This is a genomic window from Roseibium album (assembly GCF_001404515.1).
In the GTDB taxonomy this organism is placed as follows: Bacteria; Pseudomonadota; Alphaproteobacteria; order Rhizobiales; family Stappiaceae; genus Roseibium; species Roseibium album.
The window spans coordinates 1-12,745 of record NZ_CXWE01000013.1 but is presented as its reverse complement, the minus strand read 5'-3'; the positions used below and the strand labels follow the sequence as shown (position 1 = coordinate 12,745).

The 12,745-nt window shown below is 51.0% G+C and carries 11 protein-coding genes; 8 read left to right on the top strand and 3 right to left on the bottom strand.

The annotated features are described in order from the left end of the window. The first annotated feature begins 269 nt into the window (after positions 1–269). From gmd to LA5095_RS29165, 3 genes are read left to right on the top strand one after another with little or no spacing between them, the layout of a single operon-like run. Positions 270–1,370 carry a GDP-mannose 4,6-dehydratase gene (gmd, locus tag LA5095_RS29175; RefSeq protein ID WP_055391567.1) on the top strand — a complete coding sequence of 367 codons (1,101 nt, stop codon included), beginning with the start codon at positions 270–272 and terminating at the stop codon, positions 1,368–1,370. Between the two features lie 18 nt (positions 1,371–1,388). Continuing rightward, a complete protein-coding gene (locus LA5095_RS29170; RefSeq protein WP_055391566.1) occupies positions 1,389–2,354 on the top strand; it encodes a GDP-L-fucose synthase family protein in 966 nt (321 codons plus the stop codon). A gap of 9 nt (positions 2,355–2,363) precedes the next feature. Beyond that, positions 2,364–3,611 (top strand): hypothetical protein, encoded by a 1,248-nt coding sequence (locus LA5095_RS29165; RefSeq protein ID WP_055391493.1) that lies wholly within the window; start codon positions 2,364–2,366, stop codon positions 3,609–3,611. 73 nt (positions 3,612–3,684) lie between these two features. Here the strand turns inward: LA5095_RS29165 and LA5095_RS29160 are convergent, their stop codons facing one another. From LA5095_RS29160 to LA5095_RS29150, 3 genes are read right to left on the bottom strand one after another with little or no spacing between them, the layout of a single operon-like run. Next, positions 3,685–4,854: a DegT/DnrJ/EryC1/StrS family aminotransferase gene (locus tag LA5095_RS29160; protein ID WP_235808801.1), complete on the bottom strand. Its 1,170-nt coding sequence runs from the start codon at positions 4,852–4,854 to the stop codon at positions 3,685–3,687. Continuing rightward, positions 4,851–5,642 (bottom strand): glycosyltransferase family 2 protein, encoded by a 792-nt coding sequence (locus tag LA5095_RS29155; protein WP_055391492.1) that lies wholly within the window; start codon positions 5,640–5,642, stop codon positions 4,851–4,853. Before LA5095_RS29155 ends, LA5095_RS29160 begins: the two co-directional genes overlap by 4 nt. Positions 5,643–5,651: 9 nt before the next feature. Continuing rightward, positions 5,652–6,530 (bottom strand): NAD-dependent epimerase/dehydratase family protein, encoded by an 879-nt coding sequence (locus LA5095_RS29150; RefSeq protein ID WP_199485859.1) that lies wholly within the window; start codon positions 6,528–6,530, stop codon positions 5,652–5,654. A 213-nt stretch (positions 6,531–6,743) separates the two neighbouring features. Between LA5095_RS29150 and LA5095_RS29145 the strand changes: the two genes are divergently transcribed. The 5 genes from LA5095_RS29145 to LA5095_RS29125 all read left to right on the top strand — a co-directional run bounded on the left by LA5095_RS29145 (position 6,744) and on the right by LA5095_RS29125 (position 12,504). Then, positions 6,744–7,604 carry a hypothetical protein gene (locus tag LA5095_RS29145; RefSeq protein WP_055391491.1) on the top strand — a complete coding sequence of 287 codons (861 nt, stop codon included), beginning with the start codon at positions 6,744–6,746 and terminating at the stop codon, positions 7,602–7,604. Positions 7,605–7,644: 40 nt separating this feature from the next. After that, complete coding sequence (locus LA5095_RS29140; RefSeq protein WP_144436212.1) at positions 7,645–8,583, top strand: glycosyltransferase family 2 protein; 939 nt, start codon at positions 7,645–7,647, stop codon at positions 8,581–8,583. A 169-nt stretch (positions 8,584–8,752) separates the two neighbouring features. Continuing rightward, positions 8,753–10,384: a hypothetical protein gene (locus LA5095_RS29135; protein ID WP_144436213.1), complete on the top strand. Its 1,632-nt coding sequence runs from the start codon at positions 8,753–8,755 to the stop codon at positions 10,382–10,384. A 354-nt stretch (positions 10,385–10,738) separates the two neighbouring features. Beyond that, entirely contained in the window at positions 10,739–11,779 is a 1,041-nt protein-coding gene (locus LA5095_RS29130) for a glycosyltransferase family 2 protein (RefSeq protein ID WP_055391488.1), read from the top strand. A gap of 47 nt (positions 11,780–11,826) precedes the next feature. Then, a complete protein-coding gene (locus LA5095_RS29125; protein WP_055391487.1) occupies positions 11,827–12,504 on the top strand; it encodes a class I SAM-dependent methyltransferase in 678 nt (225 codons plus the stop codon). Positions 12,505–12,745: the final 241 nt, after the last annotated feature.

Here is a 12,745-nt window from a genome sequence, read left to right as displayed (position 1 = left end):
TAAGCAAAAGTCGAATTTCCAGAAATTAATTGTCTTAGGATTGGGGGGCGGACTTGAGACGATGGCAGGACCGTATCGCCGGAAGCCGCCAGCTTCGATTGAATTTTGGAGCTTTGCGCTTTTTTTTGCATTGGTGAGCGACTATAAGGCAGCGAATGGCACCTCGTTGGATTGCCGGTTGCTCGTTGAACTTCATGAGCATTCAAGTTCAATTGAATCAACCCGTGATCTTCCTGTCAACAGGAACTGGATGCGGACAAAAAAGCGCAATTCGAACAAATTCGAGAAAAATGACGAAAACAGCACTCATAACCGGAATCACAGGCCAAGACGGTGCTTACCTTGCCGGGCTTCTGCTTGGCAAGGGATACACGGTCCACGGTATCAAACGCAGGTCATCGTCTTTCAACACGGCCCGCATCGATCATTTTTATCAGGATCCGCACGAGCAGAACGTCAGTTTGCACCTTCACTACGGCGACATGACGGACGCGACCAATCTGATCCGTATCATGCAGGAAGTACAGCCGGACGAGGTTTATAACCTGGCCGCACAAAGCCACGTGCAGGTGTCGTTCGAAACGCCGGAATATACGGGAAACGCAGATGCGCTCGGAACGCTTCGCCTTCTTGAAGCGATAAGGCTTCTCAACCTGACGGAAAAGACAAGGTTTTATCAGGCGTCGACGTCTGAGCTTTACGGCAAGGTTCAGGAAGTCCCTCAAACCGAAAAAACCCCGTTTTATCCGCGCAGCCCCTACGCTGCCGCCAAACTCTATGCCTATTGGGTGGTTGTAAACTACAGGGAAGCCTATGGCATCCACGCAAGCAACGGCATCCTGTTCAATCACGAGAGCCCGATCCGTGGGGAAACTTTTGTGACGCGAAAGATCACGAGGGCGGCCGCCGCGATAAAACTGGGACTTCAGGAACAACTCTTCCTTGGTAACCTGGATGCCGAGCGCGATTGGGGGCACGCGAAAGACTATGTCGAAGGCATGTGGCGAATTGTACAACACGGCACTCCTGATGACTTTGTGCTCGCCACGGGCGAAAAGCACTCCGTGAGGGATTTTGCTGAGCGTGCCTTCGAAGAAGTGGGTATCGAGATTCGCTGGCAAGGTCAGGGCGTCGAAGAAAAGGGATATGACGCGGCCAGCGGCAAGTTGATTGTGTTGGTCGACCAACGCTATTTCCGACCCACGGAGGTTGATCTTTTGATTGGGGATGCACGCAAGGCGGAACGTCTGCTTGACTGGTCTCCGCAAGTGGCGTTCGGTGACATGGTCGCGCAGATGGTGCGCTCCGATCTGGAGACCATTACAGGCGAATTGAACGGAGGCACTAAGTCGTCACGAACAGGCGCTTGATGCTGGGCTTCGATGCAGATGGTACTGCAGACTGATCAGGGGAACAAAGCTGTGTTCGACCTTGCCGGAAAAAAGGTCTACGTCGCCGGGTACACGGGCATGGTCGGGAGCGCTCTGGTGCGCCGGCTGCAGTGCGAACAGTGCGACATCCTGACAGTGGGTCGGAATGACGTCGACCTGCGGCGGCAAGGTGAAGTTGAGGTCTGGATGGCGGAAGCCAAGCCGGACGTGGTGTTTCTTGCAGCCGCGCGCGTGGGCGGCATATTGGCGAACAGCTCGCAACCGGTCGACTTTCTGTATGAGAACTTGATGATCGAGGCCAACCTCATCCACGCTTCTTATCAGACGTCGGTCAAGAAATTGGTCTTTCTGGGGTCGACATGTATCTATCCCAAACTAGCACCGCAGCCGATTAGCGAGGATAGCCTTTTGACCGGGCCGCTTGAGCCGACCAACGAGTGGTATGCTATTGCAAAAATCGCCGGTATCAAGTTGTGCCAAGCCTATCGTGCGCAGCACGGGTGCGATTACATCTCGATCCAGCCTACCAACCTTTACGGACCGGGTGACAACTACGATTTGCAATCAAGTCATGTCCTGCCCGCTCTTTTGAGGAAGGCACATGATGCCAGGTGCCGCGGCAGTGAGGCGATGGAGGTTTGGGGCAGCGGCGAGCCCTTGCGTGAATTCCTGCATGTTGACGACCTAGCCGACGCTGTTGTCCATCTGGCAAGAACCTACTCGGGACCCAAGCCGGTAAACGTCGGATCGGGCGAGGAGATAAGCATCCGGTCACTGGCGGAACTAATCTGCGAGATTGTCGGCTTCACTGGCAACCTGGTGTTTGATGACAGCAAGCCCGATGGCGTGCCGAGAAAACTTGCCGACACCTCTTTTCTCCACGCGCTAGGATGGGACAGGGCGCGCAGTATCAGGGATGGAATTGCCCAGACTTATGCGAACGCGATATTCGAAAATGAGTGACTGTCATCGATGTCCACACTAACAAATGCTGCCAAAAACCGAATATTGCTTGTCGTGGAGCGAAAGCTTATCCGGCATCGCGGTCATCAGCACACTCAAATCGCGGCGTTGAAACAGCTTTTTCGCGGGTTCGATTGCCACCTCGTAGCAGGTGAGGATTATGACGGGTTTCTGGGTCAGGCAGCGGCCAGGATTTCGAACCGCACCCGAGCCCTGTCGACTTTGCACTGGCGGATGTCGAATGGGTCGGGCCGCCAGAAAGCGGACGCCTTTCTCCGGGCCTTGGCGGCCGGTCGTCTGCGCTCCTTGCCGGCGTCACCCTACGGAAACGCGCTGCTGGATGCGTGCGACAGGATTGGAATTGGCAAGTCCGACGTGATCGTGATTCCGTCCGCGGACCTAGAGTCGCTCGAATCTCTGGGTGAACTAGTCAGCGCCCAAAAGGCGAAAACGCCGCGTATGATCGTTCGGTTTCTTGATATGGAGTTGGGCGAACACAAGCTGGCGCGAAGACTGGCACGCCTAGAGAAAGTCCTTGAGATAATATCAGAGCATGGTGGCCTTTCGCTCTTCTGTGAAACAGAGGAGATGGCGTCCGAGATGAAGCGTTGTTACGGACTGAATGTGCGCGGAGGTTTTTATCTTCCGTGCAGTTTCGATCCCTCCGATCCGAGTGCCCGTCCGGGCAGAAAGCGCAAGACGACGTTCAGGGTCGGACTGTTCGGAGGACCGCGTCCCGGCAAGGGCTATGACCGGGTTCCTCGGATCGTTTCCAGCCTTGAACACCTGATCGGGACACGGTCGCTTCCGTTGCCGATCGAAATCCTGTTGCAGGGCAGCGAGCGCGACTACGGCCCTGGGGGTGTCTATGAGTTCGCCCGGGCATATGCTGCGGCCGAAGCGCCAGTTCGTGTTGCCGCGCTTTCTGATAGATTGAGCCCAGAGGAGTTCAAGGACTGGTTCCTTTCGACAGATGTGATCCTTTTACCTTATGACCCGCAAGTCTATGGTCTGCAGGGCTCCGGCATTATCCAGGACGCGGTCGCGGCAGAAAAATTTGTCATCCATTCAAAGGGCATTGCAATGCAGACTCTCCTGTCCCACGGAAATGCAATCGCTGCGGTCAGCGATGCGGAATTTGCAGAGGGAGTTGCCGAAATGGCTCGGTATCCTTGGAAAAACCGGGAGGGATGTCGGTTGGCAGCTGGTTTTTTCAAAGTCCTCTTAGATAACAATCCTGCGCTCAACGCGGAATGACCCAGGATGTTGCTATCGTCCGATGTGACACTAGGCTTCCTGAACCGATTCTGAAACGATCTTTCGTCGTCAATTAGGCGGCAATTGCTACTTTCGCAAAGACTTCGGCAACACGCTCGATATCGTCCAGCGCTATGTTGTGATGGTTCGGAAGGTAGATTCCGTAGTCGTGTACCTTGTCGGCATTCGGCAAAACAAGTGGGCCTTGCGAATTCAGCCAAAACGGATGTTTTGCAATGTTGCCGCAAATGAGTGGGCGACACTCAACCGAGGCGCTCTTTAGCGCATTGAAGACTTCAAGCCTGTTTTTCACATATGTTCCATATGCGAAAGACGAAAGAATGGTGGTGTCGCTTGATTGACAGAAGTATTCCGGCAGGAGTTCGGCGTAAGTATTAAAATTCTTTTGTCTGGCGGCTACGATCTCGTTGAGTTTTTGCAACTGCGAACGACCGAGGAAGGCCTGCAAATCTGTTGATCGCAGATTGTAACCTGGATAGTAGAACGTATAAAGGTTCCTGAACTCATCCACCTCGTATTCGGCGGTCAGCTGGTTTCGCCTTTCCAGGGACAGGTCCCTCGACCAGCCATGAGATCTCAACGAAAGCATAACCTGGTTCAGGTCGGTGTCGTCGGTTACCACCATGCCACCTTCGATCGTCGAGATGTGGTGACCGTAGTAGAAAGAGAACGAACCCGTTACCCCAAGCGTTCCAAGCTTCTTGTCCTCGTATACGCTTCCCAACGCCTCACAACTGTCTTCCACAATCAGCACATTGTGACGGTCGCAGATTTCCATGATTTCGTTGATGGAGTTCGCGTGCCCGAGCACGTGGCACAGAACCACCACAGAGGGCTTTTCTTTTTCGCAAATCTTTTCGAATTGCATTAGGTCCAGGCCGAGATTTTCTTTGTCGCAGTCGCATAGCGTTACGTCGAAACCGAGTTGCAACAACGGTGCGACCGTCGTAACCCAGCTGACCGAAGCCGCGACGACCTTGTTGTTGCGCAGCCGTCCGGATTCCTTAAGGGAAGCGATCATGAGGAGGTTGGATGAAGAGCCGGAGTTGGTGAAGATAGCATGCTTGCTTCCGATCCACTCGCTGAATTCACGTTCGAATTCGAGTGTTTGGTTGGATTTCGTTAGACGATTGCCCGCAAGGATCCATTGGCAAAGGTGTTCCAGTTCTTGCCGGGAGATCGTGTCTTCCGCCAACATAACGGCTTTTTTTGCTTCATTCACTTTTGTATCAATCCCTTCAGTCGTCGGATCTTTTTTACCAGCTTCAGGTCACTGTAATAGCGCTTCACTTCCCGGTATGCATCATTAATTCGTTGCTTTTTTTCAGGATCTGACTTTGCGTCGATCGTGATGGATTGAGGATGCGCTTGAAAGACCGCAAGCGGCTTTTTGACGTACCCGATCTTGGCGTATCGCAGGAGCGCCAAAAGCGATACGAAGCAATCGGGCCCAACCCCGTGATACGTCGACTCTGACAACGGCAACTGGCCCTGATAGAGGGCGTCAATCATCAATTGCTTGCGGTAGATTGCTGAGCCCGGCGAAATCAACGACGACAGGATCTTTTTTTCCAGCGCTGCGACCGGATAAATGCCAGTCTTGGGAAGCCAGTCTTCGAATTGGATATCGATGACGTCGCCAGATGTTTCTCTAACAATTTTAGCTGCACTGAACGCAAAACCGGTGTCGGAGTCGATCTGGGTGATGCAAGCTTCGATGAAATCCGATTCGATCCAGTCGTCGTCATATTGCAGGTGCACGAACTCCGCGCGCGCATGCAGGACACCTTCCAACCAGCAGAAGTGCGGTCCGAAGTCACGTTCCCGGCGGATATACGTGATAGAGTCACCGAATTGACCAGCAACCTGCGGGGTTGAGTCTCTTGAACCGTGATCGACAACGATGACTTCGCAATCTGCGGTCTGATCAAGTGAAGACTGGATCGCTTTCGGGAGCAGGTCTGCCCGATTGAACGTGGGAATGACTATTGATGCACGCGGTTGGTCCATGTTTGGCCTTCAAGGGTTTGTTCCCACGATCGACTTCAGAAGTCGAGTGTCGGCAACGAGTGAGTCAGTTGCTCCGAGATGAACGATATTAAGTTTTTGGGAACAAAGCGATTGAACGAAATCGCGTACCTTTGTTCCTTTGCCGGAAGCGATGTTGATGATCCCCTCCGCACGCTTGTAAACAAGCTCAGCGATTAACCGTGCTGCATCCTCTGCAGTCAGAAAATCTCTTACGCTATTGGCACCGTGGAGTTCAAATGGTTCGTTTAGATCCTCGTCCCGAAATCGCCTCTCGATACTCGGCCGCAGGTAACTTCCAGTTTGGTTCGGATCGTGGATCGAGAACAGGCGTCCAATGCAGAAAGGCAACCCGTTGGCTTTACAGACATCTTGCGTCACGGCCTCCGCCATGAGTTTGGTGCGTCCATAGACAGAGACCGGTCCCGTTCTGTCGGTCTCACGGATAGCGCCCTCGCTGGGTGCATAGACATGGGATGTGGAACACTGAAAGAAGTAAGGGAACTGTCCGCTACTTTCTAGCTCCGACAAAAGATTGAGCACGCCACCAGCGTTCACGAAATATGCGATGTCAGGCCTTTCTTTGGTGGACTTCACCTCAACCTTTGCCGCGAGGTTTATGACGACATCGATGCGCCCAATATCCGCAATGCAGCGGCGAACGTCGTGCTTCGATCGAATGTCACCGTAAAATCGTGTGACATGAAACTCGTTGGCGGACTGTGCCAAATGATGGAAGAGATGGCCGCCAACAATCCCCCGGGCACCCGTCAGGAGAACTGAACTCACGTCTGGTTTTCCGCCCATCAAGTTTTCTCCGTTTTCACATCGGGCATGGCGGGCAATTTGCATAGCGCTGCGTTGCTGCACACCAATGTCGCGATGCCGCCGAACGTTGTTGGAATGCGGTTGCATTTCAGATATGGAACACACGGTGGGCAGCGCTGAGCGGGGGTCTTTTGAATTCCCGCGTTCATGCGATCATCGAAACGAGAACGCGTGATTCAGAGCCAACCAACATAGGCTTTTATTCGCAGTGGGCATGTGTGTTCAAGAAAAAACGTGCCGAAGTTGTAAGGACAAATGAAGAAAACATTGCTTACATTTGCAAGTTCAGACATGAATCGCTCTGTGCTTAGGCTCTGTCGCCAGGCCGACGAAATGGGTGTTTTCGATACCGTTATCGGAAGTGACGAGCGCGACTTGAGCGTTGATTTCCAAAAACGCTTTCAGGCGCATTTGAAGCGGAACACCAGGGGCTTCGGGTATTGGTGCTGGAAGCCGCAAATTGTGATTCAGTCCCTGCTGGATATGGATGAAGGCGATATTCTGCTCTATCTGGATGCCGGCTGTCATCTGAATATCCGTGGAACATGGCGGATGAAGAACTACATAGACATGACAAAGGACGCCGCGTCCGGGGTGCTGGGGTTCCAGGCAAGAGCTCCCGAGTTGCCGTTCTTGCATGATGGCCGCAGTTTGTTGGATCTTAGGGACTGTCGCTGGATAAAGGGAGATCTTCTGGACCATTTTGCTCTCCGGTCGAGGAAGGACATCTTGCAAAGCCAGACGATTGGTGCGGGCATTATTTTCTTTCGCAAATGTGCTCGGTCGTTGGCACTGCTGAATGACTGGAAAGCGGTGATCGAAACAAACTTTGCGCTACTTGATGACACGCCTTCCGTTTCTGAAAATCATCCTGAATTTGTTGCACACCGGCATGATCAGGCGATTTTCTCTATTCTCGGCAAACTGAACGAAATTGATACGGTGTCGGCATACGAGTACTGGTATCCGCAGCCGGGCTCTAAGAAACCGGATTGGGAGGCTTTGAAGGAATATCCGATACTGGCGATGCGCGACAAGGATCTTGGGCCGTGGATTAGGCAACGGCAGCGCATCAAAAGAAAACTTCGCAAAATATTTAATATCAAGGAGCTTTAGCAATAAAGCGAAGAATCCTCTCTGTCCGGAAACGCAAAAAATGCTAAACGCTGCGCCTGTTGTTCTATTTTCCTACAAGCGGCCTGATCATACAAAAAGAACGTTGGAGTGTTTGCGCGAAAACGAACTGGCCAGGTTCTCCGATCTCATTGTCTACAGCGATGCGCCGAAAACCCCGGACGACAAGCCTGGGGTAGACGGCGTCCGGGAACTGCTAGCGCGTATCGACGGATTCAAGTCCGTGAAAATCATTGAGCGGCATACGAACTACGGCCTCGCAAAATCCATCACCACGGGTGTTTCTGATGTGATTGATAGCCATGGCAAGATAATTGTCGTCGAGGATGATGTGGTTTCGAGCAAATATTTTTTGAATTACATGAACAAGTCATTGGAGATATTCAAGGAGAACAAAGAGGTCTGGCATGTGAGCGGATTCAATTATCCGATGGGTATACAGGTCGGTGCAGACGCTTTTTTTTGGCGGCTCATGATTTGTTGGGGGTGGGGGACCTGGGCTGACCGTTGGAAACATTTCACTCGGGATCCCGAGAGACTTATAGAAAAGTTTGACGAGCAAGACATTTTCCGGTTCAACCTGAACGGAAGTCACGATTTTTGGCGTCAGGTTTTGGACAATCAGAGCGGCAAGATCGATACGTGGGCGATATACTGGTACGCAACGATATTTGAACGAAATGGCTTTTGCCTGAATCCGGTCAACTCCTACTGTTCGAACATCGGTGCGGATGGCAGCGGCGAGCACGGTGCCAAAAAGTGGGCCAAAAAGAAATTCGAAGCCATGAAGCTAAGCGAACAGCGTGATTTGCATTACCCGGAAATCATCAAGGAGTCGCCCGAAGCTTTGCTTGCATTTGAAAAATACATAAAGAGTTTGAAGGGTGGGAGGTCACGAGATTTAAGAAAAAAAAACAAGAAAATACTGGGTCGCTTCAAAAGATTTTTCTTCAACAACTAAACTTTCGAATTTGACCGGTCGATGTCGTTTGACTAGGACATGCGCTCCTCAAGATGGCGGCGATGGCTTGGCAAACGGCAGTGAGATGTCTTAAAAAGCGCAGAAAAGCAGGCTCTCCAGTCTGTTGCTAACGTCGAAATAACCTGTAAGTTCGCCTGGATTCAAACCAATGCACGGAACACGGATTACCATTCACAGATCTCTTCTACACGTTTGTGCGATTTTGCTGACCGTGTTCTGTGTGGCGTTTGTTCTGACGCAGACAGTCGAGGCGACAATAAAGCACGATCTGTCTTCCTACCTAGCACCGGCGGTCGCCTATATCGAAGGATACGGTGCGCCTTATGTTGATTTTTTTGACATTAAACCGCCTGTGGCAATATTTTTTCTTGTCCCTTGGACAGGTGTCTTCGGGTTCTCTTTGATAAGTATGGTCGTCCTAGACGCGATTACGCTATTTTTGTTGTTTTATTTGTTCTTTCGGCTTTTGTCGATCTGCAAATCAGACTTGTTTGTTTACTTTATTTTTTTGTATGCGCTTGTCTATGCGTTGAGCTACCGGTTGTTTGGGCTGATGCTACTAACAGAAACGGTCGGGCTTGTTTTCGTGTTCTTCTCGCTCTTGCTGGCGTTTTCACAACAGTCCGGCATGAAAAGCTGGTTCTTGGCCGGAATGCTGCTGCAATTCGCGGGCCAGGTGAAAGAAGTTTACGCGTTCACGCCGATTATCTTCGCGGCGTTTGTCTGGCTTGATAACCGTTTCTATTTGAGAGAGGCGCTGACTGCTTTTTTGGGTTGGTGCGTCGGTGGATTGGTAGTATTTTTTTTACTATTTTCGAGCGACTCGCACGTCGCATACCTCGATGTCCTGGCATTCAAGGCAGATGCATTTCGGGTTCAGGATCTTGTCACAATGGTACTGCGGATGATTAAGGGCCTAGCTGCGTTTAGCGGGTCGAGGCTCAAGTTCTACCTGTTTTTCGTTCCCTCTCTCATCCTGCTAATTGTGTTTGTTTGGTGGATTCATGCGCAAAGGAAACCGTTTGGATTGCGCGCCGGTTCGAGGGCACATATCGCCAGCGTTTTTGCACTTTTGCTCCTTGCGGTGATAGTTGGATTTGCGTGGCAGGGAAAGCCTCCCAGCGGCCACTACGCTGTCAGCATTTTCTTTCCCTATATGTTGTTCATCTGTGCCTGGTTCGCGGCCCTTCGCGAAATGCTTCCGGCAATCGCGAAACCAAAGAAAATGGGTCTCGGAACGGGAACCATTAGCATGGTGTTGCTGGTTTGGTTCTGCGCGGTGCTGACACCCGGACTAAAGTTGCCTGCTCAAACGTCGCAACAGATCGTGTCCCACATAAGGGGAGGTGGATTTTCGATTCCGGAATTGGAGGGCGAAGAAGCCCTGTCGAGATATCGATTTGTGTCCAGTAACCTTCAAGAAGGAGATTGCTTGCAACAAGCTTATGGCTGGGCTGCTGGTACCGCTTACCTCTATACAGGTACCAAGCCGTGTTCCCGACACTTTCTCGCGAATCTGATCACAAATGAAACCACGGTCAACGAATACGTACAAGACTTGCAGCAATCCTCGCCGACCGTAGTAATCTATAACCCGGCCGGAGCGGATCTGGATGTGGAGTTATTCGAGAAAAGTATATTTCCTTGGGGCGAAATAGTTTCGAACTGCTATCTGCCCACGGAGTTTGCTACGATATTCGTCGCATCCGTTCAATTGGATGGATTGGAAAACTGCATCAAGGTAGTGCTTCGCCTTAAAGGAATTGCAACTGAACCCTGATGGGTTCAAGAGGTGTGATTACAAAAAAGCTGCTGTGCTTCCCCGGTCGTATTCGCGCTAAGCCGATCACAAAGATATGCATCGCCGTCATCGGTCAACAGTTAACCGCGCACGTGTTCGTCAAAAACTACTAAAAAAACTAGTTATCACACGAGAAAATTTGGTATGTGCAGTACCGCAGCAAGGCAGGACCACACTTTCGCAAAACTAGCGCAAACCGCGTGAGGTTGTGACTCGCATGCAAGCGCCTTATCGAAGCCAGCGAGCAATAGAGTATTGACTACATCTGAAGCGTTTTGTGACGCATTTGAATGCACAGAGCCGCCGGAATTTCGTGCGTCTGAGCATGAAGTCGTGGCTGTTATTCTGGCTTACAACGAAGCGATTCGGCTTCCGTTTTTTCTGCGGCACTATCGGGAACTGGGCATAAGCAAATTTATCGTCGTTGATAACAACTCAGATGATGGTACTGAGAGTATCGTCAGCCATTGCGAAGACATTCTTTGGCTGAGGACTGGGCTGCCCTACAAAGAATTCAAGTCCAAATGGCGCCATCTAATCTGCGACCGGTATTTGGATGGAAAGTGGGTTGTTTTCCCAGACGTTGACGAACTTCTTGTGTTTCCCGGGTGGCCGCAAATCGGCGTCGATACTCTTGTAAAGTACCTAGATCAGAAAGGCTACGATTGCCTGTTTTCGACAATGGTGGACATGTATCCGAAGGGGTCGCTCGAAGACTTGGCCTACAAGGCAGGTGACTCCTTCATAGAAGTCTGCCCCTATTTCGATGCCGGCGGTTATCGGCATGTGCCGTTGAAGGGAGCCGGTGGGCGTAACTTCAAGACACCAATGCGGCATGTGTTCGGCGGCGCGCGCGAGCGCCTGTTTCATCATACCGCGAAACGCAGCCAGAACGTCCTCGACAAGTTGTTGCTGGCCACAAGGTTCTCAATAGAGAGCCGGGTGCCAGAAACAGATTTCGGCAAATATCTCGACCGCCGCATGTTCAAGTTGGTCAAAAACGGATTGCCCGGAGTGGACCCTTTAATGAGCAAGGTTCCGCTCGTAAAGTGGCGCAAGGGCTACACTTTTTCGGGCGGTGTTCACAATTTGACTCAGGAGTTGAAGATGGCGCCCGATTGGGGTGCGCTATTGCACTTCAAGTACCTGGAAGATTTCAAGACCAAGGTGGACGATGCTCTGGATCGGCAGCAGCATGCGGTTTCAAGTCGGTTTTACAAAGACTACGTTCCACACCTTGACAGGATCATGTCAGAAGGCGCTTTCTTTGAAGGCAGTGAACGATTCGAAAACGTCCAATCTCTTTTGAACAACGGCTTGATGAGAAAGAGCCCGGCGCTTGAAAATTTCTTGCTGTACAAAGGCGCCACGTAAGACCGTTCGGGGATTTGCAGTTCAAAATAGAAAAGCAGGGCGCGGGTATGTCGTGGATTTCAAAGAAACTAAGAAATTTTGCCGGAACGCAGTCAAAGAAGGTTTCCAGAAAAAACCTTTATGAGTTCATTTCAAGCAGTGCATCAAGCCTGTCGCGCAGCAATGCTGATTGCCTAAACATTGGCTCCGGGGGTGAAATCGAAGCGATATTGAGATCCTATGATTTAAGACTGACCAGCATTGACCTGGATGCGAACCGCCAACCTGATATTGTGATGGACGCTTGCGATCTGAATTTCAAGGATGGCACTTTTGATGCAGTACTGATGTTTGAAGTTCTGGAGCATGTTCCAACACCTCATTTAGCCGTTACCGAGATACACAGAGTATTGAAGCCCGGAGGACATCTTTATTTATCTACACCGTTCGTGTTTGGAATTCATGACGCACCGCACGATTACTTCAGGTACACAAAATTTGGTCTTCAATTTCTCTTCAAGGAATTCGATGATTTGAAGATTTTAGAGCGAAATTCGTATTTAGAAAGTGTTGTTGTGATATTGCTTCGATTGGGAATGGCTGCGGACAAGAGCAGCCAGCGTGTGGGGGTCTGCTTCGCTGTTTTGAGCGTGGTGTTTGCCCCGCTGCTCTTTCTTGGAAAGTTGCTGGTTAATTCCGATTCCGCCACGAGCGGATACACGATGGTTGCCAGAAAAAGGACCTAGCAGGCGCTTCTCGAAGTCGGCAGTCATGGGGAAAGAGAAATTACTTGGATACCAAGCATTAGATTTCAGGTAACCGCCCATTTTCTAACGTTTTAACCAAAAAATGTCCGGCAAATTCACGAATTCTAGAGCGTTTTGACGTCAATCAGAGTCGTTTAGGGATTCCCAAATCAGTTTATCGGGTGATGATCAGCCCCACTTGAGTGGTCCGTTTTGATTGTTAGTGCATGACTGGGCTGCG

Bases quoted from the DNA above. Each gene is read 5' to 3' on its own strand.
- LA5095_RS29170 (WP_055391566.1), top strand. From the start codon at position 1,389: ATGGTACTGCAGACTGATCAGGGGAACAAAGCTGTGTTCGACCTTGCC.
- LA5095_RS29165 (WP_055391493.1), top strand. From the start codon at position 2,364: ATGTCCACACTAACAAATGCTGCCAAAAACCGAATATTGCTTGTCGTG.
- LA5095_RS29155 (WP_055391492.1), bottom strand. From the start codon at position 5,642: ATGGACCAACCGCGTGCATCAATAGTCATTCCCACGTTCAATCGGGCA.
- LA5095_RS29145 (WP_055391491.1), top strand. From the start codon at position 6,744: ATGAAGAAAACATTGCTTACATTTGCAAGTTCAGACATGAATCGCTCT.
- LA5095_RS29140 (WP_144436212.1), top strand. From the start codon at position 7,645: ATGCTAAACGCTGCGCCTGTTGTTCTATTTTCCTACAAGCGGCCTGAT.
- LA5095_RS29135 (WP_144436213.1), top strand. From the start codon at position 8,753: ATGCACGGAACACGGATTACCATTCACAGATCTCTTCTACACGTTTGT.
- LA5095_RS29125 (WP_055391487.1), top strand. From the start codon at position 11,827: ATGTCGTGGATTTCAAAGAAACTAAGAAATTTTGCCGGAACGCAGTCA.